The following is a 19,132-nucleotide window of genomic DNA, read 5'->3' as shown; positions in this document are numbered from 1 at the left end:
TTTCAAAGAAAAACCCTGATGCATAAACGCATCAGGGTTTTGTGTATCTTAATATTCTTTAATGACGTTATAGAATGTATCACGCTCGACTGGTTTCTTGTCTGCCCCTTTAATGAGATGGATCAGTTCTTTTCGCGTCAGGCCTTGTGATGTTAAAGCGCCCGCAGCGTGAGAAATACGTTCTTCGATAAGTGTACCGTGAATGTCCGATGATCCGAATGAAAGAGCCATTTGAGTCAGCTGAGGACCGATGTTGATCCAGTAAGCTTTAATATGATCAAAGTTATCAAGCATGAGACGGCTGATGGCAATCGTACGCAGGTCATCATAAGCAGATGTACGGCGTGTAAGATTTGCGTTCACACTTCTTGGCTGCATCGCTAATGGAATAAACACCATAAAGCCGTTCGTTTTATCCTGAAGCTGACGAAGACGGTCCATGTGAATCAAACGCTCTTCTTTTGTTTCAATAGAACCGTAAAGCATCGTGGCATGTGTTTTAAGACCAAGCTCATGAGCAAGCTCGTGAGCTTCCAGCCACTCATCAGTTGATGCTTTTTCAGGGCTCATTTTCGCACGGTAACGCTCTGTCAGGATTTCAGCGCCACCGCCGGGAAGAGTGTCAAGACCGGCTTTAACAAGTTCCTGAAGCACTTCTTTCATACTGAGACCGGAGATACGAGAGAAGAACTCAATTTCTGCTCCTGTATAAGCCTTGACCGTACATTGTGGGTAGTGCTTTTTCAATGTGCGGATCGTGTCAAGGTAGTAATCAAACGGCACCTGATGATTGTGTCCGCCTACGATATGAAATTCACGGATGTTGTCATTCCAGCGGTCTTCCACATATTTAAGCAGTTCTTCTTCGTGCATGGTGTAGGCCCCTTCTTCACCGGGCTTACGCTTAAATCCGCAAAACGCACAGCTGGCTTCACAGACGTTTGTAGGATTGATGTACATGTTTTCGATAAAGTAGACGTTCTTGCCGTTTTTACGCTCGTTTACCATATTGGCTAACTGCGCTACTCCAAGAAAGTCTTCTGTTTCGTAAAGTTTAAGGCCGTCTTCAATTGTAAGTCTCTCACCATTTACTACTTTGTCCTGAATCTTTTTTAACTCTTGATCCATTAACAAAATTGACATGGAATTTCCCCCATTCTGTTATATGACCATCGATCGTTTTGCGACCGGTTAACGGTATATGCTGCAGCACCTGAAAACAGTGTTTTGTCAAAACTCTCCGTCTATCTTATCATCAATTTTACAATCATGTAAAACAGTAATGACCAAATACACTTGTGTGACCTGGAAGTGAATAACTTTCTAAAGATTGAGCGACTTACTGTTCCGTTTTCAGGTGAGTGGTGTAAAATAGGGGGTAAGTATGCAAGCATGTATATAAAAGGAGGGGATGGTTGTGATTGAAGAAACGGATCAGGGACGTGAACGAAAGTTAACTGAACTTATGCGGGAGATTGAGAAGCTGCGAATAGAAATGGTGAGAGCAGCTGAAGCCCATGGCCGTGACCATCCTACTGTTTTGGAATATAGTAAAGAGATTGACCGTTATCATAATCTGCTCATGCAGTTCAGAGAAGAGCTGGGCAGGACCTGAAATTTTTAAGAAACCAATCAGCTTTACGGTACCGGCTTTAGACGATATAATGGAAAGATATGAAAGGAGGGGCAAAAATGCTGAATATTACCGAAGCAGCAGCAACCCAGATCAAAGAGATGATGAAAGCAGAAGAGAATCATAACAGCTTCCTTCGCGTCGGGGTTAAAGGCGGCGGATGCAGCGGTTTGTCCTATGGAATGGGCTTTGATACAGAAGTGAATGCCGACGACGAAACGTTCGAGTTACACGGCATAAAAGTGGTCATGGACAAAGAGAGCATCCCGGTTATGGATGGTGTTAAAATTGATTACAAGCAGAACATGATGGGCGGAGGATTTACATTAGACAATCCCAATGCCATTGCCTCATGCGGCTGTGGTGCCTCATTCAGAACAGCTACCAATAAAGGAACACCTGAAGATTGCTAAACATACAAACCAACTCCAGCAGGGGTTGGTTTTCATTTGGACTCAATGAGGAGGTGGGTTGAGAACAAGCGGCAGAGGACTTTATTGACTTTCTATGAAGATTTGCCGGGTTAAGATATGAAGGGTTTGTGTTTGTTGTGAATTCATTCCCAATCCGCTTCCGTGGGCGGAGCGAAACTTAAAAGAAGTCAAGACAAATGCCGGTTCCCCGTTGACAGGAACCGGCATATCCTATAAGTAAAGACTCTGCTACCTTATGTGAATTTATGAACAAACCTGATCTGTCTGCCTTCGAGGATAGACAATAAAACCCTTATTGCGGGAACATGCTGGAACTGTGTCCTGGGAAAACCCTCGCTTTTGGGTCAATCGAAGCTTTTGCATTGTTGACGGCAATTGGTGCTTCGCCAAATCCGCAGGCAATCAGCTTCACTTTACCATCATAGGTAGCCACGTCACCCGCAGCATAAATACCCTTAATGTTTGTTTCCATTTTAGAGTTAACAACAATGGAGTTTTTTTCAATTTCCAGACCCCACTCTTTAATCGGACCGAGGGCGGAGACAAAGCCGTAGTTGACAATGACTGCGTCCACTTCTACGGTTTCAACTTCATCACTGTCTTTCATCTTGATGTCGACAGCCGTTATCTTTTCACCGTCACCATGAAGTTTTTCAACGGTATACGGGGTACGGACATTGATTTTATCCGAGTCCATCAGCTGATTCACACTGTGTTCATGGGCACGGAATTTGTTTCGGCGGTGAACGATCGTCACTTTTTCGGCAATATCTTCAAGCATGAGTGTCCAGTCTACAGCAGAATCACCGCCCCCTGCTAATAAGACGCGGTCACCGGCAAACTTATTTAAATCATTAACGAAATAATGAAGGTTCTTTCCTTCATACTGTTCGGCACCATCAATTTCAAGCTTTCGGGGCTTAAATGCACCTACCCCGGCTGTAATGACGATTGTTTTGGAATAGTGCACTTCCTTATCTGTAGTCAGGATAAAAATGTCGTCTTCCCCTTTTTCGACCTTCTCTACAGCTTGTTCCAAAGCGACCGTCTGCTCGAACTGTCCGGCCTGTTCAACAAGGCTGTCTACAAGCTCCTGAGCACGTACTTTAGGAAAGCCGGCTATATCATATATGAACTTTTCCGGATACAAGGCGGATAACTGCCCGCCTAATTGAGGCATTGCTTCAATAATTTTCACTTTGGCCTGGCGCATGCCACCGTAAAAAGCAGTGAAAATCCCAACGGGCCCTCCACCAATAATGGTAATATCGTAAATCTCTCTTTCTTTTGACAAAACTGACACCTCCAGAAAAAAATTTACACATCTACTCTATTCAGTATAAACGTAACAGGGATAGAAGAAAAGGAAATACGCAAGGAACATACGTTCAAATCAGAATATTATAATAACTCAATGTAAACAGGGTTTACTGGTTAAAAAAAGAAAGTAAACGGAAACATATATATGAGATTCTATGGAAATATTATTATTAGATGAAAATGTTCGGAAAAAGTTCACAAAACGGTTGAAATGTAAACAGGAAATGAATATGATTGTAGATGGAGTTTACAGCAACAAAAACAACCACGTTTCATTGAACTTATTTTTCTTGTTTTTTTGTACCCTATTACGTGAATTACATCACAAACTTATAACTCTCCTTTTCATATATCCATTTGCGTGGATGAAATATAAATGCTTTATTCAATGTGAAACCGGGAAAATGGAGAGTAATTTAGAAATGGAGTGAGAACTGTGAAGAGAAAACCAAGAATTGTCATTTTAGGTGCGGGATACGCTGGAATTATGACAGCTTCACGTCTAACTAAAGCCGGGATGCATCAGGAAGCGGAAATTACACTGGTAAACAAGCATAATTACCACTATCAGACTACATGGCTGCACGAGCCTGCAGCAGGTACACTGCACCATGATAAAACACGTATGAAAATTGACAGTGTTATCGATACAAACAAAGTAAACTTCATTAAAGACGCAGTAAAAGAAGTCAAGCGTGAAGAGAAAAAAGTAATCCTTGAAAATGGAGAGCTAGAGTACGACTACCTCGTTGTCGGACTTGGTTCTGAGCCTGAAACCTTCGGAATTCCTGGTGTACATGAACACGCCTTTGCGATCCGAAGTGTAAACTCCGTAAGATTAATTCGGGAGCACATTGAATATAAATTCGCGAGCTATAACAACGATGATGTAAAGCACGACGAGTACCTTACTTTTGTAGTAGCAGGTGCCGGTTTCACGGGTATCGAGTTCGTTGGGGAACTGTCTGAGCGTGTTCCTGAACTATGTGAAGAGTATGATATTGATCGTGAAAAAGTGAAGATTATTTCTGTTGAAGCAGCGCCAACAGCATTGCCGGGATTTGATGAAGAGCTTGTAGAGTACGCTATGAACCTTCTTGAAAGCCGCGGTGTTGAATTTAAAATCAACACACCAATCAAAGAAGTAACAGAAAACGGCGTCCTCCTTGCTGATGGTGAAGAGATTAAATCCCACACAGTAGTATGGACAACAGGGGTGCGCGGAAACGCAATCGTTGAAGACAGCGGATTTGAAGCGATGCGCGGTCGAGTTAAGGTGGAAAAAGACCTTCGTGCTCCTCATCATGATGATGTCTTTATCATCGGGGACTGTGCTCTTATCATTAATGAAGAGATTAACCGTCCATACCCGCCGACTGCACAAATTGCGATTCAGCAGGCTTACACTTGTGCCAACAACCTGAAGCACCTTATTACAGGTAAAGGTGAAATGGATGAGTTCAAACCGGAAATTAAAGGTACAGTTGCGTCCCTTGGAGGAAAAGAAGCAATCGGTCTCGTGGGATCCCGTAAAGTATACGGATCTTCAGCATCAGCTGTGAAAAAAATGATCGACAACCGCTACCTGTTCCTTCTTGGCGGGATGCCTCTTGTTCTTAAAAAAGGAAAACTTAATATTCTTTAGTAAAAATTGCATTACTAAAATGTTCAGGGGCTTCCCTGAACATTTTTTTGCTTTGATTGAGAGAGAAAAAAGGAGAGAAACCCTTATGTTTGCGCTTACATGGGCTAAAACGATTGAATTTGGCACTTTGCTTTAGTAAAGAAACTTGTTATATTATCAGAAAGTTCAGATATATTTGAGATAAACAACAAAGGGGGAGAGTAACCATGGCATTTCCAAAGCATCGTCTAAAGCCTGGTGAGTGTGGATATTGTACAGGAAAAGGGTATTTCCAATTGCTGCTTGGTGGTTCAGAAACATGCGACCGTTGTCACGGTACCGGAAGACAATACCAGAAGCGATAAGTTTTCCTCCTCACTGCTTAGAAAAAGGCAATTATACTTGTTATTGTGCTCTGTCCGTTCGTTAACGGACAGGGCTTTTATTTTATTTACTTTGTTAAGCGTGTATGTGGATGATGCCTCCATGCCCTTCGATTTCAGGGTGACGGGGTGACCCTCCTTGCATATGAAGCACCACTGCTTCTGCTTCTTCCTCTGCCAGTTATGCTTCGCAGGTTTCAGCTCGAAGCCAATTCATGAGGTGAAGGCTCATTGCACTCGCAGGAGTGTGGCACACTTCCTGTAATAAACATTTATAAAAACAACGATAATTTTTATCACAGTCTAAGATTTAAGAGAATATGACAAATAAGCACCGTTCTTCCCCTGTGCATCTTGTTCAAAGAAAATTCATTTGACTCTTGAGACGGTATAGCAGTAAACTAAAGTTTGGTTGTACCGCGTGTTTTTGCGGATTTGTATGGGGGTGAAACGACCGATGATTAGTATACCGCAACTCATAATTTCAATTGTCCTTTTCCTGGTACTGTTTTTTGGAATCGGATTTATATTAAATATGCTGCTTCGTTCCACCTGGGTGATGGCAGTGATCTACCCGATCGTCGTTATTTTCATTATAGACAGTGTTGGATTTTTCACCTATTTCACATCTCCGGGGATGGCCTTTTCAGAGCTTGGCCAGTCGTTTGTTAATCTTAAACTTGCGGACATTATCGTTTTGTCGGCAGGGATGGCAGGAGCAATTCTTTCCGGGATTACGATCCGTATGCTGCGTGAACGTGGATATCAAATGTTTTAATGAGTAAACCCTCCTTATATGAAGGAGGGTTTTTCTTTTGGGGGCGGGTCACTTCCGTCAATGAGGAAGCTGAAGCCGTTAATACGGTGTTCCAACCGGTTAATCAAACGTGTTTCACCCCTCCCTGTACTTTATTCGATTGTAAAATTATGTGTAATCTTGTTCGGCCCAAGCGTCTCCGACAAGATTCGTGTTAATATTATGAACGTTCGCTTTAGTTTGGATGTTTAAAAAACGATTCATTATCAGTGGAAAATTTCGTATAATCATGTTTAGTTGCCATTTTTACATTATTTTAAACCAGAATGAAAGGGAGATTTAAATGGGGAAGAACAATAAAAACGGACTTCTCATGAGGTCTCTGGATGGTATTGAGCGTACAGGTAACAAGCTTCCGCACCCTGTCACGCTTTTTGCAATCTTTGCCCTTATGGTCATCCTGGCGTCAGGGTTATTCTCTGCCCTTGGTACGTCTGTTCAACACCCGGATCCCGAGGAAGGCATTATTGAAGTCAACAGTTTGATGAATGCTGAGGGGATCCGTTATATCTTTGAAAGTGCCGTTGATAACTTCGTCGGCTTCGCACCACTTGGAACTGTGCTTGTTACAATGCTTGGTATTGGTATTGCTGAACGTTCCGGACTAATTTCCGCAGCGCTTCGCGGACTTGTCATGAGCGTTCCGAACCAGCTGATTACAGCCGCACTCGTTTTTGGCGGTATTATGTCCAGTATGGCAGCTGATGCCGGTTATGTGGTCCTCACACCACTTGGGGCAGTCCTTTTTGCGGGGCTCGGAAGACACCCTCTTGCCGGACTTGCCGCAGCCTTTGCAGGTGTTTCGGCAGGCTTCAGTGCGAACCTGCTTCCGACTTCACTTGATCCGCTGCTCGGTAATTTAACGATTGCTGCAGCTGAAATTGTGGACCCGGCTTACGCAGAGGGCATGAACATTGCCATGAACTATTACTTCATGATCGTGAGTGTAATCGTGCTTACGATTGTTGGTACACTGATTACTGAAAAGATCGTAGAGCCGCGTCTTGGTAAATATGAAGGCGGAATCGGTGATGAGCCGGACAAGCTTAATGCGACTGAAAGAAAAGGTCTTAAAGCAGCAGGTCTTTCCTTTATTGTTACTATGGGAGCCATCGCGTTGCTTGTTGTCCCTGAATGGGCACCTTTACGTGACCCGGACAGCGATTTAATTGTCTCACTGGCCCCTTTCCTTGAATCTCTCGTTCCTGTAATCCTGCTTATGTTCTTTATACCGGGTTACGTTTACGGACGTGTAACAAATGAGATTAAGTCAGACAAAGATGTAGCCAATCAAATGTCCGATACGATGGCTGCCATGGGAATGTACGTGGTACTAGCTTTCGTTGCCGGTCAGTTTGTGGCTTACTTCGCAGAAACCAACCTCGGACTTGTTATGAGTGTGAAAGGTGCGGAGTTGCTTCAGGGTCTCGGCCTTGAGGATGCGGGCATACTGCTTTTAATTGCTTTCATCATTGTGGCAGGTTTCATTAACCTGTTTATCGGAAGTGCGTCGGCAAAATGGGCTCTTATGGCTCCGGTTTTCGTACCGCTTATGATGATGATGGGAATTTCACCGGAAGCGACTCAGCTCGCCTACCGAATTGCCGATTCCACAACAAACGTCATTTCACCACTGATGCCGTACTTCGCCATCGTTATCGCCTTTGCGCAGAAGTATGATAAAAAGGTGGGAATTGGAACCCTTATTGCAACTATGCTTCCATATTCGATTGCTTTTACAATAATGTGGATTGTCATGTTTATCGTATGGATTTTAACCGGTATGCCGCTTGGACCAAATGCTCCGGTAATGTACCCTTAAATATAAAGAAAATGGAATCTGCTCCGGCTGGGGCAGGTTCTTTTTGTTTTTTGCTCGTCTGGTTATGGCACGGGACACTCTACGGCCAATCTGCTGTGCAGTTATTAACTGCCATCATTTCACTGCATATTCTTTCACTCAAATGGACATCCTGTTAGGTGAGAGGAGTGAAAAAGATGCTTACTGCTGTAAGAAGAGCAGGAAAGGGTCTGTTAATTACAACCTTACTTATCGGTGCGCTGATGGCCACTTTTATAAACCTTACGAATGTAAAGCCGGACGATATCAGCCGCTGGCTTGAACAACGCCAGGAAAACCGGATTGATGAAGTTGAAGTAAATGGTGCGGTAAATAGAACTGTCTACAATCGTTCAAGAGAGTTGCCTTCTATACAGGCTGTGAAGACGTGGAACCTTTACGAGACAAACGGAGGACCACCTGCAGAAACATTGGAAAACTCCCGGGATTGGACACAGTATCCTTCTCACTCTGTCGTTGCTACCGGTTATACAGCCGGAGTGGAGTCTACAGGAAAGACAGAGGAACACCCCCAATATGGCATTACTTACAGCGGGGTCAAAGTAAAGCGGGATCTTTATTCTACAATCGCAGCTGACCCGAGTGTATTTCCTATAGGAACCATTCTCTATATTCCTGGTTATGGATTCGGAGTTGTTGCTGATACCGGTTCTGCTATAAAAGGAAACAAAATTGACTTATACTACGAAACAGTCGACGACGTCTATTCTCAATGGGGCAAACAAACCATTAATGTTTACGTTGTTGAAAAAGGTGACGGGCGTCTGAGTGAGCAGGATCTGATTAATTTAAATGAAGACGAAGCTGTTCAGGTATTTCGTGACGTAAATTAAAAAAGCGATCCCAACAGGTAAATCAATACCTGGAGGATCGCTTTTTTTTGTTTTCATTAAAGGAGGTGCAAAGGAAATTAAAAAACCAGGGCATGAAGAATGAAGGTCAGGACAATTCCGAGAACACCTCCGAAGAATACTTCAATAGGCTGATGACCGAGAAGTTCCTTGAGTTCTTTTTGCTTCTCTTTTTCTTCCTTTGTCGGCCATGCTTTCATTTCCTCCATTATTTTATTAAAATCCGTTACAAGCTGATTTACGACAGTAGCCTGTTCGCCCGCATGCCAGCGGACGCCGGTTGCATCAAACATCACGATAATTCCAAATATCGCTGCGATGGCAAAGAATGGAGAACCAAGACCTTCCTGCAGGGCGATTGCTGTAGCAAGAGCCGTAACAGCACCTGAGTGGGAACTCGGCATTCCCCCGGTACTTGTTAAAAGTGTCCAGTCAAACCTTCTGGATGCAATATATTGCAGGGGTACTTTTATAAATTGCGCTAAAAGGATCGCGCTCAAAGCGGCCCAAAGAGGAAAGTTCGTGAGTAATTCAGTCAATTGGATTATTCCTTTCTTCATTGAAGTTTGTCATTCAGGGTATACCCTTTCACGCTTATTTAAAAAGTCATTCAGTTATTATTTTTAACCATAATTATATCACAACTCATTAAAAGGCAGTGAATAGATCTTTTGTTATAAATAAAAGCTCTTTTCGAAAACATTGTTGTTTTGTCAATATTAATTATGGAGCGAAAGGGGGCGACTCCGGCGGGGATAGCATCAGCTACGAGCATTACAGCATGAATTAGCTGCGAGTTGCTTCGACGCATGTGCATCGAAGACTAAGCTAGTAGAGGAAGAAGCAGAAGGCAACTTCAGGAGGCTGAAGCGATGCCCGAGGAAAGCGTCCGCCTGAAGCGGAATTTACTTGGTAAAAACAATCCAGACGAAAACAGCTTAAATAAAAGGAATTTCACATTCCTTAAAGAAGTCTTACAGTCATAGTCGGTTAAAAATAATTACTGAAGGAGTTGCTATAAAAATGAAAATTTCCTGGAATGAAAAATGGGACAGAGGATCGGACGAGACTGTTGTTTACGGCATGTTCAGTGATCAAAGAGAAGACTTGGGCAGTATGGATGAATCATTGGCTCAGGTGCTGCAAAGTGTGCAGGAAAAGCATCCAGCCTGGAGTGATGCAGGCAGCATTCATATTTTGATGGCAAGAGCAGGAGATGTAGTTATAGCAGGTTTGGGAAAAAAAGAGAACTGGTCTGTGAAAAAAGCAGAACGGACCGGCGCTTCACTCTACCGCTTTTTAGCAAAGGAAAAAGTAAATTCAAGTTTGCTGCTGATTGATTCTTTCGGAGGCGGTGTGGACTGTTACGCGCAATTTGCTGCAGGCCTGGAGCTGGGCTCATACGAAGTTGATACATATAAACAAAATCATAAAAGAAAGGCAGAGCTGCACGTAAAGGTGTTTTCAGAATCCCGGAAGAGTATTGAAACAGCAGTACAAAGCGGTCTTGTTCAGGGAAAGGCCACAAACGAAGCGAGGCGGCTCGTTAACACCCCGGCTAATTTTATGACGCCGTCCATTCTTGCAGAAGAGGCCCTGAGGCTTGGGAGTGAGTACGATGTGGAGGTTGATGTCTACGGTAAAGAGGAAATCGAGTCTATGGAAATGGGGGCACTGCTGGCTGTTGCTAAAGGTTCGGATGAGCCTCCGCGGTTTATAACGATGAAGTATCGGGGAAATCCTGACTCACAGGAATGGGATGCAGCTCTTGTAGGCAAAGGGCTCACCTATGATTCCGGAGGGTATTCCCTAAAAACCCGTGATGGGATGAAGACAATGAAGATGGATATGGGAGGTGCCGCCACGGTTCTGGGAGCGATGCGGATTATTATGGAAGAGAAGCCGTCAGTAAACGTGATGGCAGTCATTCCTTCTACCGAAAACCTGATTAACGGTCAGGCGTTAAAACCAGGCGATGTCATCACGTCAATGAGCGGAAAAACAATCGAAGTGTTAAATACAGATGCAGAAGGACGTTTAATTCTGGCTGATGCAGTAACCTATGCCAGACAGGCAGGTGCCAAAGCGATCATTGATGTAGCCACTCTCACAGGGGCGGCAGTAGTGGCACTGGGAAGTGTGATGACAGCTGCAATAACGAATGATGTGGACCTTATGAGCGAGGTACATGATGCGAGTGAGCGGGCGGGCGAGCGTGTCTGGTCCCTGCCGAATGATGAGGACTATAAGGATATGGTGAAAAAATCGGATGTGGCAGACCTTAATAATTCTCCGGGTCGGCAGGCGGGTACAATTACAGCAGGCTTGTTTATTGGAGAATTTGCTGAAGACACACCTTGGGTTCATCTTGATATTGCAGGTACCGCATGGCAGGAGGGCAGAACTGCTGTGGGACCACGCGGCGGGACAGGAACGATGGTAAGGACAATAGCTGAGACGGTTATGAATATTGGAAAAAGGTAATTAAAGCAAAGGTATTGACGCTCGGTTCGATGGTCTCTGTCGGGCCGGGTTTCTTTTTTGTGAATTAAGTATGCAGCGGTTATTCATTAGCGACAATCCAATATCATGAACTTCTTCTTATCCTGAAATCCCGTTTTATGATGGCTTGTGAAGCTTCAATAGAAAAAAGTGGTTAAAAAGGAGTGTAAAAAGGGAATAGGCATATCGTCCTTTAGTATTAAGGAATATTCCGGCGATGTGGCTTGTATATCTTCATTGTGTTCATGCCAGTATCCCGCTTGGGCTGATTTTCCTGAAAATGGCGTAATATGAGAATTTACAGTCTTTGTGCAAAAAGTCCTGCTTCGTTATGATGTTAAGTACTGGCTGTAGCTTTGGCTTTTGTTCAGTTTTTTACATAATGCTCTTTCATGCTCACTGCAAACTGCATCTTATTGAATACCAAGTAAATTTATCAGAAAACTGAATATTGAAAGGAGGTACAGTAGTGACCATTTTAAAAAAAGCAGATGCCATGCTCCATTGGGTTGAGAAGTTTATTCTGAGCTGGTCAATTATTGTGATTGCAATTATGACTGTCGGAAATGTGATCAGTCGTGAACTCACCGGATCAAGCTGGGCTTTCTCCCAGGAAATCAGCAGACTTGCGGTAATCATGGCTACGTTTATGGGAATCAGTTATGCTGCCAGGAAAGGGAGACACATTACGATGTCGGCTTTCTTTGATTTATCTCCAAAGATCGTGAAAAAGGCACTATCCATATTGAATCCTCTGGTTTCAGCTATCGTCCTCTTTGTTATTGCGTACTTTGCCTATGAGTATATGATGTCCACCTATGCTTCGGGTCGTACAACAGCCGCACTTCAAATTCCAATCTGGATTATGGTTATGTTTGTTCCGCTGGGTCTGGTTCTCGGGGGCATTCAATTTCTTAGAAACATGTGGGTCAACATTGTGAATGAGGAAGTGTATCTGGCGCAGGACAAAAAAGATTATGACGAACAATAAAATGTGAATAGAGAAAGGAAAACGGACATGGTTTGGACTTTACTTGCCATTATGGTAATTTTACTTCTTCTGGGCTTTCCAATGATGATTCCTTTGATTGTAGCTCCTCTCGTCGTCATGCTTATCTATTTTGACAACCTGGATCCAATGATGATGGCGGGCCAGCTTGTAGAGGGGGTATCAGCTTATGTGCTTCTGGCTGTTCCTTTGTTTATTTTTGCAGCAGACATAATGTCTACAGGTAAGACTTCACGCCGGCTGCTTGACTTTGTAGGCTCATTTGTCGGGCATCTCCGAGGTGGGTATGCGATTACAACTGCAGCTGCCTGTACGTTGTTCGGCTCCATTTCCGGTTCCACACAGGCGACGGTTGTTGCCATTGGGAAACCCATGCGGGAGAGGCTGCTGAAAGTAGGGTATAAAGATTCCAGTGCTATCGCGCTTATTATTAATGCGAGTGATGTAGCTCTTCTTATCCCGCCGAGTATCGGGATGATTATTTATGCTCTTGTTACAGGGACGTCTACCGGTGACCTGTTTATTGCGGGAATTGGCCCGGGGCTGCTGATTTTTATTTGCTTTGCTATCTATGCTTACATACATGCGCGGATTTTCAATATACCTCTCGTGGAGAAAGCTCCCTGGAACGTTCGTTTCAGCCTTACCGGAAAAGCTCTTCTTCCTCTTGGCTTTCCTTTTATTATCGTAGGCGGTATTTACACAGGTTACTTTACCCCTACGGAGGCAGCCGGAGTGGCGGTACTCTATGCCCTGCTCCTGGAAGTTGTTATCTACCGTTCCGTTAAAGTGACGGACATTCCTGGAATCGCCTTATCTACAGGGCTTGTAACATCTGCTGTATTCGTGCTCGTTGCCGGCGGACAGGCCTTCTCCTGGGTAATATCCTATGCGCAAATTCCACAGATGCTCACAGAAGCAGTCATGGGAACTGACCCATCGGCCCTTTATGTATTAATGATCATTGCACTTTTCTTCTTTATAGGATGTATGTTCGTAGACCCGATTGTTGTCATCCTGATTTTAACACCAATCTTCTGGCGCCCGGCAATGGAGGCTGGAATTGACCCTGTTCATCTGGGGGTTGTCATTACCTATCAGGCAGCTCTGGGGTCGGCAACACCGCCGTTTGGAGTTGATATCTTCACAGCGAGTGCGGTTTTTAATAAATCCTACCTTGATGTCATAAAAGGGACACCGCCGTATATTATCATTTTGCTCTTTATAGGAATTCTGGTGATTTTATTTGAAGAAATTTCGCTCTTCTTTCTTTACTTGTTGTAAGGGTGAATTTCACATAAAAAAACAATGGGGGTAATTTTACATGTCAATGAAAAGAGGTTTACTTGCGAGTGGTGTGTTATCACTCGGGTTTGTACTGGCTGCCTGCGGTTCTGATGAAGACGCTGGTACAGATAATGGTGCAGCAGACGGGGATGGAGATGAAACATACGAACTGCGGTTTGCCACAGAAGAGTACGAAGGACAGCTGCAATATGAGTATGCACGCGAATTTGCTGAGCTTCTGGAAGAAAAAACAGATGGCCGGATCACAACGAGCGTATATGAGTTCGGCGGTCTTGGAAGTGAAGTTGACCAGTTTGAAATGATTCAGAACGGAGGCGTTGAATTTGCCATTGTGTCACCGGGTTTCACAGGAACTACCGTTCGTGAAGGGCAGCTCTTCGCCTTGCAGTTTCTGTTCTCCGATGATGAAGACGTAAACTACCAGGTGTTAAATGAAAGTGAAGCGTTAAATGAGGATCTGGCAGCGAAATACGAAGAACGTAATGTAAAACCACTCGCCTTCTGGTCTGAAGGCGGCATGCAGTGGACAGGAAACCGAGAGCTTCGTGAACCATCTGACTTTGAAGGATTCAGAATGCGAACGCAGGAATCTTCTTTGATCCTCCGCTCCTATGAAGCATATGGTGCCGATCCTACACCTTTGAGCTGGGCAGAGCTTTATTCCAGTCTGCAGTTAGGTAACGTTGACGGTCAGGAAAATCCGATCTTCTTTATTGAGGATGCGAATTTCCATGAAGTACAAGATCACATGACGATTTCTGATCACAACATTTACGTGGCTATGACTACGGTAAATGCGGATTTTTATAATGACCTTCCGGATGATCTCCGTCAGGCGGTAGATGAAACAGTCGATGAAATGCGTCCGGCCGCACAGGAAATGCAGCTTGAAATGAATGAAGAATTGTTAACGGCTATCGAAGAAGATGATGCCAATCCAACTGAAATTTATACACTTTCTGAAGAAGAAAGAAACGCATTCAGAGAGCTGGCCATTCCAATGCAGGACTATTTCCGTGACGATGTAGGAGAAGATGGAGCGGCAATTCTGGATAAGCTCCTTGAAGAAATTGAAGAAGCTGAAGGCAATTAATCACATAATAATGAACCCGGAGCAGCGATACATGCTCCGGGTTTTCGTATGCATACTGCCCTTATGGAAAATGTTAATCTTTAATTGACAGAAGTGTGGTCCGGTGTTAAAGTAATTGATGTTTTCATACATTATCGTTTTAGCGAGATAAAGAAATAAAGCATTAAAGGGGATTTTGCAAATGAATGCGGTAGTAATTGCTGTTCTGGTTATGATTTTACTTAGTTTAATGCGGATTCATGTCGTTGTTGCATTGATTGGAGGTGCAATGGTGGGGGGGCTTGTTGCCGGGTTCTCTGTTATGGAGACAGTTGATATCTTTACATCAGGCCTTGGTACCAACGCCACTGTGGCGTTAAGTTATGCTATGCTCGGTGCCTTTGCTGTAGCGATTAATTATACCGGCCTTCCTAACCTTCTTATTAAATGGGCAATCCGGATCGTAGGGAAAGACGGAGAAACAAAAAGAAAAACATATTCAAAAGTTCTGTTGTTGTTTATCATTGTGATTATTTCGTGTATGTCCCAAAACGTTGTAATGGTCCACATTGCTTTTATTCCATTATTGATTCCTCCGCTTTTAAAGGTATTTAACGAATTGACAATGGACCGTCGTGCAGCTGCAACAGCTCTGACATTCGGTTTGAAAGCACCTTACATTCTCATCCCTGCGGGGTATGGATTAATCTTTCATGAGATCGTGTTTGAGAACATGAGAGACAGTGGAATGGACGTTGAGATGTCGATGATACCCCAAGCGTTGATTTTACCTGTTCTGGGGATGGTTATCGGTCTGTTTACAGCTATTTTTATCACGTACCGAAAACCACGAGAGTACGAAAACCGGGAAATCAGACGCACTGATGATGATGTAAAAGAAACAAGCTATTCTGCCGGATCGGTTGTGATCGGACTTGCAGCAATTGTGACCACGCTCGTTACGCAGGTCCTTACAGAATCAATGATCTTCAGTGCCCTTTTAGGATTAGGTGTATTGTATATTTACTTTGCTGTTCTTCATTTTGCCGGCAGGTTATCACTGAATGAATCTGAGAATCTGATGACAGACGGAATGAAAATGCTTGCGTTCATCGGATTTGTGATGATTACCGCAGGAGGCTTTGCTGAAGTAATCCGCGAAACCGGCCATGTGGATGCACTCGTTGATACTGTCGCAGGATGGGTAGGAGACAGTAAAAGTCTCGCTGCGTTACTAATGCTTGTTGTCGGTCTGTTTATTACAATGGGGATCGGTTCTTCATTTGCTACAATCCCGATTATTGCTGCCATTTTCGTTCCTTTGGCAGCAGCAGTTGGATTGAGCCCGATGGCAACAATTGCTCTTATTGGTACAGCTGGGGCATTAGGGGATGCGGGATCCCCTGCATCCGACAGTACGCTCGGTCCGACGGCAGGGTTAAACGCAGATGGACAGCACCATCATATTTGGGATACCTGTGTACCAACGTTCCTTCACTTTAATATCCCTCTTATCCTTTTCGGATGGCTGGCAGCGGTTATTCTGTAAAAGTTTATACTATTAACCTAAGGTACTGTGGAGTTGACTTCTTCACAGTACCTTTTTTAATTCTAATTAATTGGAAGAAAATGAATAGATTTGAAACTTTTGCGGTGCACGATTCGTCTATATTTGTAGAAGAGTGAAACTTGAGGGGGGATAGGTTGCGAGAAGAGACAAGAAACAGGATCGCTGCAGCGGTCATATTAATTGTTATTGCATGTCTGCCCTTTGTAACGGAATTGCCAAAGTCGGAGGGGATTGATGAGGATGAGGTTCATTACCATTATGTAAAAACGGTAACAGAAGCCCAAAGTTTATTCGAAGCTCATGAAAGAATGGACGGGAAGTATTACAATGAGAGGTTTCCACAGAAGGATGCGGTTTTTACATATATGGAGGATACATTTACTTCAGCAGGAATCGAGCTCGCTTTATCAACGATCTTTACAGAAGCAGATAACGGACTGGTCTACAAAGAGCCCTTTCAGCACTATCTCAGAGAAGGCTATTACAGGACAAGTGAATCTTCAGATCAAAATTATTACGATGCTGTAAAAAACACTATCTTAAACCCGGGACTCTCTGTTATCTCACTTGATGATTTCGAGTTTAGGAGGGATGGAGGCAATGTTATTCTGGAAACAAAACATGCAAGTGTCCTCTATTACAACAGCGAAAAAGATTCCGGAGGTCACTTCGAGAGGTACGGATATCCCCCTGAAGATAAACTGACTGTCAGGTTTACATTTAAGGAGGGAGAAGATGGTAACCTGAAAGTGCAAGACTACTCTGTAAAAAGCGGCAGATCGTAACCTCATTTTCAACTTGATTTGTCTTATTGAAAATGGCATTAAAAGATATAAAAACGGCCAATGAAAAAGAGCATCCGTCAGCGGGATGCTCTTTTGTCTTTCTCTATATTAATTATGGGAGAAACCTGACTCAGGATACTGCTCTTTCTGGCTGTACGGGACGCCGGCGGTTAACGGCGCTGGCAATCTGCGGGCAAATCGATGCTGCAAAGCCTGTTAAAATAAAGTCTTTAATAAAGAATGGGCCCATGCTGGCGTAAGTAGCTAAATAGGTTACATCTCCCAGCCCCAGTACATAGACCATATGCAAGTATAGATATGTCACGCCGAATACATAGTTTACAGCAAGTCCGGCGAAGCAAGCAGCCATGTAAGAAGAAAGTGAACCTTTTGATTTTTCGACGATCTTTCCGGTAACATAAGCCATTAGAATAAATGAAAGGATAAATCCGAAGGTAGGTGAAACAAACGTTTGCGGGCCTCCTGAAAATTGAGCAAAAACCGGAGCTCCGATTAAGCCGAGTACAGTGTAGCCAATTATGGAGAAGGATCCTAACCGACTGCCGAGCAATGCCCCTGCAAGAATAGCAACTACTGGCTGGAAAGTCATCGGGACCGTTCCGATTGTTATGAATGCAGTAGCATTTGCACCGATTGCCATCAATGCAATAAACATGGCAGCTTTTGTGATATCAGAAGCTGCAAATCGAGACTTGGATGAGTGAGTGTTCATTATGTACACCTCGTTAATATGTTATTGTTCACCGATGTGTTATATCGGTTAACAATAGAATATCTTTTGTTTGTGTGGAATGTCAACGGGAAAATGAAAATGGTTAACGTAAACATTCTTTGGATAAACATTCATATAATCTACAAGAAATGTGAAGGAATAGCTGTCTCCGTTATGATAAAGTTAACGGGAATATAATGAACAAGGCAGGGGATAGAATGAATCGTACGCGTACGTTATTGAGATTTGCTGCACTTTTTGCGCTTGTTGGTACATTTATAGGATCGCACATGGCCGGTGCAGGAAGTTATGCGTTAAGACCGATGCACGCCCACATTCTGGTGGTAGGGTGGCTGTCGCTGTTTGCCTTTGCGGTTTTTTATCGTCTCTTCCCAATACCGAAAGACTCAAAGCTTGCCAAGGTCCAGGTATGGTCAGCTATCATTGGCAGCATTACACTGCCGACAGGGATGTACTGGGAACAAGTAATTACCGGTGGCCCGCTCGCAACATTTGCACTCATTTATTACATTGTTGGTGGCAGTATTTTGCTCATTAGTTTTGTGTTGTTCTTTGTAATGACGTTTACCTTTTCCAGCTATATAGATGAAAAAAAGATCGATTAACGGGTCGTTCGAAGACACAGGTGGATTTATGCCTGTGTCTTTTCTGTTGAGTCAGTCGTTTATGATTGAATTTGGTATGCTGCTTCAAAAGACTTCCGATGCAATTATGTAGATACAGAATAGAGACCCTGATGGTTTAATTCCTGCTACATTGGATATAAAGGATAGGCAGGGGCATTTCAAGGATATAAATAGATATGCAGAAGTGAAGAATGAAAATATATCCTTGACCGGCCTGAGATAAAACTCTATAATAAATCAGGCCCCCGGTAAAAGGGACAGGAAACAGCACACGATGACAAAAAATAAAAAACTTTTTCACAAAAAGTTATTGCACTGCTTACGTTATCGTGATATATTATTACTTGTCGCCGCGAGAGACGCGGACGGCAAAACAAAAGACAGTGACCTTTGAAAACTAAACAAAAAGCCAAGCGAAACGTGGGATAATGATAAATTATCCCGTCAATGAATGAATTAAATGATGTCAGAGACATCAAACTTTCTATGGAGAGTTTGATCCTGGCTCAGGACGAACGCTGGCGGCGTGCCTAATACATGCAAGTCGAGCGGACTGATGGGGAGCTTGCTCCCCTGACGTCAG

18 protein-coding genes and 1 rRNA gene are annotated in these 19,132 nt (G+C 43.5%); 15 read left to right on the top strand and 4 right to left on the bottom strand.

The window, feature by feature from the left end:
• Positions 1-48 precede the first annotated feature (48 nt).
• Positions 49-1,143 carry an aminofutalosine synthase MqnE gene (gene mqnE / locus EBO34_RS11720; RefSeq protein ID WP_122898748.1) on the bottom strand — a complete coding sequence of 365 codons (1,095 nt, stop codon included), beginning with the start codon at positions 1,141-1,143 and terminating at the stop codon, positions 49-51.
• Positions 1,144-1,417: 274 nt separating this feature from the next.
• Between mqnE and EBO34_RS11710 the strand changes: the two genes are divergently transcribed.
• Positions 1,418-1,615, top strand: coding sequence for an aspartyl-phosphate phosphatase Spo0E family protein (locus tag EBO34_RS11710; RefSeq protein ID WP_249414078.1), 198 nt, complete (start codon positions 1,418-1,420; stop codon positions 1,613-1,615).
• A gap of 77 nt (positions 1,616-1,692) precedes the next feature.
• A complete protein-coding gene (locus EBO34_RS11705) occupies positions 1,693-2,046 on the top strand; it encodes a HesB/IscA family protein (RefSeq protein ID WP_122898745.1) in 354 nt (117 codons plus the stop codon).
• A 313-nt stretch (positions 2,047-2,359) separates the two neighbouring features.
• Here the strand turns inward: EBO34_RS11705 and EBO34_RS11700 are convergent, their stop codons facing one another.
• Entirely contained in the window at positions 2,360-3,361 is a 1,002-nt protein-coding gene (locus EBO34_RS11700) for an NAD(P)/FAD-dependent oxidoreductase (RefSeq protein ID WP_122898742.1), read from the bottom strand.
• Between the two features lie 462 nt (positions 3,362-3,823).
• Here EBO34_RS11700 and EBO34_RS11690 point away from each other — a divergent pair, with 462 nt between their 5' ends.
• From EBO34_RS11690 to EBO34_RS11675, 5 genes are all read left to right on the top strand, one after another.
• Complete coding sequence (locus tag EBO34_RS11690) at positions 3,824-5,032, top strand: NAD(P)/FAD-dependent oxidoreductase (protein ID WP_122898739.1); 1,209 nt, start codon at positions 3,824-3,826, stop codon at positions 5,030-5,032.
• A gap of 206 nt (positions 5,033-5,238) precedes the next feature.
• Positions 5,239-5,376, top strand: coding sequence for a YuiA family protein (locus EBO34_RS20715; protein WP_183163846.1), 138 nt, complete (start codon positions 5,239-5,241; stop codon positions 5,374-5,376).
• Positions 5,377-5,851: 475 nt separating this feature from the next.
• Complete coding sequence (locus tag EBO34_RS11685; RefSeq protein WP_122898737.1) at positions 5,852-6,172, top strand: YuiB family protein; 321 nt, start codon at positions 5,852-5,854, stop codon at positions 6,170-6,172.
• Positions 6,173-6,494: 322 nt separating this feature from the next.
• Positions 6,495-8,033 carry an AbgT family transporter gene (locus EBO34_RS11680; protein WP_122898735.1) on the top strand — a complete coding sequence of 513 codons (1,539 nt, stop codon included), beginning with the start codon at positions 6,495-6,497 and terminating at the stop codon, positions 8,031-8,033.
• Between the two features lie 167 nt (positions 8,034-8,200).
• A complete protein-coding gene (locus EBO34_RS11675; protein ID WP_122898733.1) occupies positions 8,201-8,905 on the top strand; it encodes a 3D domain-containing protein in 705 nt (234 codons plus the stop codon).
• 77 nt (positions 8,906-8,982) lie between these two features.
• Here EBO34_RS11675 and EBO34_RS11670 read toward each other — a convergent pair whose 3' ends face one another.
• On the bottom strand, positions 8,983-9,462 hold the full coding sequence (locus tag EBO34_RS11670) for a divergent PAP2 family protein (RefSeq protein WP_249414077.1): 480 nt from the start codon (positions 9,460-9,462) through the stop codon (positions 8,983-8,985).
• Between the two features lie 484 nt (positions 9,463-9,946).
• Between EBO34_RS11670 and EBO34_RS11665 the strand changes: the two genes are divergently transcribed.
• The 6 genes from EBO34_RS11665 (at position 9,947) to EBO34_RS11640 (ending at position 17,169) form a co-directional block, all read left to right on the top strand.
• Entirely contained in the window at positions 9,947-11,407 is a 1,461-nt protein-coding gene (locus EBO34_RS11665) for a leucyl aminopeptidase (RefSeq protein ID WP_122898729.1), read from the top strand.
• 487 nt (positions 11,408-11,894) lie between these two features.
• A complete protein-coding gene (locus tag EBO34_RS11660; protein ID WP_249414076.1) occupies positions 11,895-12,416 on the top strand; it encodes a TRAP transporter small permease in 522 nt (173 codons plus the stop codon).
• 27 nt (positions 12,417-12,443) lie between these two features.
• On the top strand, positions 12,444-13,718 hold the full coding sequence (locus EBO34_RS11655) for a TRAP transporter large permease (RefSeq protein ID WP_122898727.1): 1,275 nt from the start codon (positions 12,444-12,446) through the stop codon (positions 13,716-13,718).
• 40 nt (positions 13,719-13,758) lie between these two features.
• Positions 13,759-14,835 (top strand): TRAP transporter substrate-binding protein DctP, encoded by a 1,077-nt coding sequence (dctP, locus tag EBO34_RS11650; RefSeq protein ID WP_122898725.1) that lies wholly within the window; start codon positions 13,759-13,761, stop codon positions 14,833-14,835.
• A gap of 181 nt (positions 14,836-15,016) precedes the next feature.
• Positions 15,017-16,363 (top strand): Na+/H+ antiporter family protein, encoded by a 1,347-nt coding sequence (locus EBO34_RS11645; protein ID WP_122898723.1) that lies wholly within the window; start codon positions 15,017-15,019, stop codon positions 16,361-16,363.
• A 155-nt stretch (positions 16,364-16,518) separates the two neighbouring features.
• On the top strand, positions 16,519-17,169 hold the full coding sequence (locus EBO34_RS11640; RefSeq protein WP_122898721.1) for a hypothetical protein: 651 nt from the start codon (positions 16,519-16,521) through the stop codon (positions 17,167-17,169).
• A gap of 130 nt (positions 17,170-17,299) precedes the next feature.
• Here EBO34_RS11640 and EBO34_RS11635 read toward each other — a convergent pair whose 3' ends face one another.
• Positions 17,300-17,902 carry a biotin transporter BioY gene (locus EBO34_RS11635; protein WP_122898719.1) on the bottom strand — a complete coding sequence of 201 codons (603 nt, stop codon included), beginning with the start codon at positions 17,900-17,902 and terminating at the stop codon, positions 17,300-17,302.
• A gap of 218 nt (positions 17,903-18,120) precedes the next feature.
• On the opposite strand from EBO34_RS11635, the gene EBO34_RS11630 reads away from it, so the two are divergent.
• Positions 18,121-18,528 carry a hypothetical protein gene (locus EBO34_RS11630; protein ID WP_122898717.1) on the top strand — a complete coding sequence of 136 codons (408 nt, stop codon included), beginning with the start codon at positions 18,121-18,123 and terminating at the stop codon, positions 18,526-18,528.
• Between the two features lie 504 nt (positions 18,529-19,032).
• Positions 19,033-19,132, top strand: a 16S ribosomal RNA gene (locus EBO34_RS11625); the annotation flags it as partial.

It is taken from the genome of Alteribacter keqinensis, assembly GCF_003710255.1.
Taxonomy (GTDB): domain Bacteria; phylum Bacillota; class Bacilli; order Bacillales; family Salisediminibacteriaceae; genus Alteribacter; species Alteribacter keqinensis.
This window is presented reverse-complemented; position numbering and strand designations above follow the sequence as displayed.

Coding starts and splice junctions, on each gene's coding strand:
- mqnE (WP_122898748.1), bottom strand. CDS start 1,143: ATGTCAATTTTGTTAATGGATCAAGAGTTAAAAAAGATTCAGGACAAA.
- EBO34_RS11705 (WP_122898745.1), top strand. CDS start 1,693: ATGCTGAATATTACCGAAGCAGCAGCAACCCAGATCAAAGAGATGATG.
- EBO34_RS20715 (WP_183163846.1), top strand. CDS start 5,239: ATGGCATTTCCAAAGCATCGTCTAAAGCCTGGTGAGTGTGGATATTGT.
- EBO34_RS11685 (WP_122898737.1), top strand. CDS start 5,852: ATGATTAGTATACCGCAACTCATAATTTCAATTGTCCTTTTCCTGGTA.
- EBO34_RS11680 (WP_122898735.1), top strand. CDS start 6,495: ATGGGGAAGAACAATAAAAACGGACTTCTCATGAGGTCTCTGGATGGT.
- EBO34_RS11665 (WP_122898729.1), top strand. CDS start 9,947: ATGAAAATTTCCTGGAATGAAAAATGGGACAGAGGATCGGACGAGACT.
- EBO34_RS11655 (WP_122898727.1), top strand. CDS start 12,444: ATGGTTTGGACTTTACTTGCCATTATGGTAATTTTACTTCTTCTGGGC.
- dctP (WP_122898725.1), top strand. CDS start 13,759: ATGTCAATGAAAAGAGGTTTACTTGCGAGTGGTGTGTTATCACTCGGG.
- EBO34_RS11645 (WP_122898723.1), top strand. CDS start 15,017: ATGAATGCGGTAGTAATTGCTGTTCTGGTTATGATTTTACTTAGTTTA.
- EBO34_RS11635 (WP_122898719.1), bottom strand. CDS start 17,902: ATGAACACTCACTCATCCAAGTCTCGATTTGCAGCTTCTGATATCACA.
- EBO34_RS11630 (WP_122898717.1), top strand. CDS start 18,121: ATGAATCGTACGCGTACGTTATTGAGATTTGCTGCACTTTTTGCGCTT.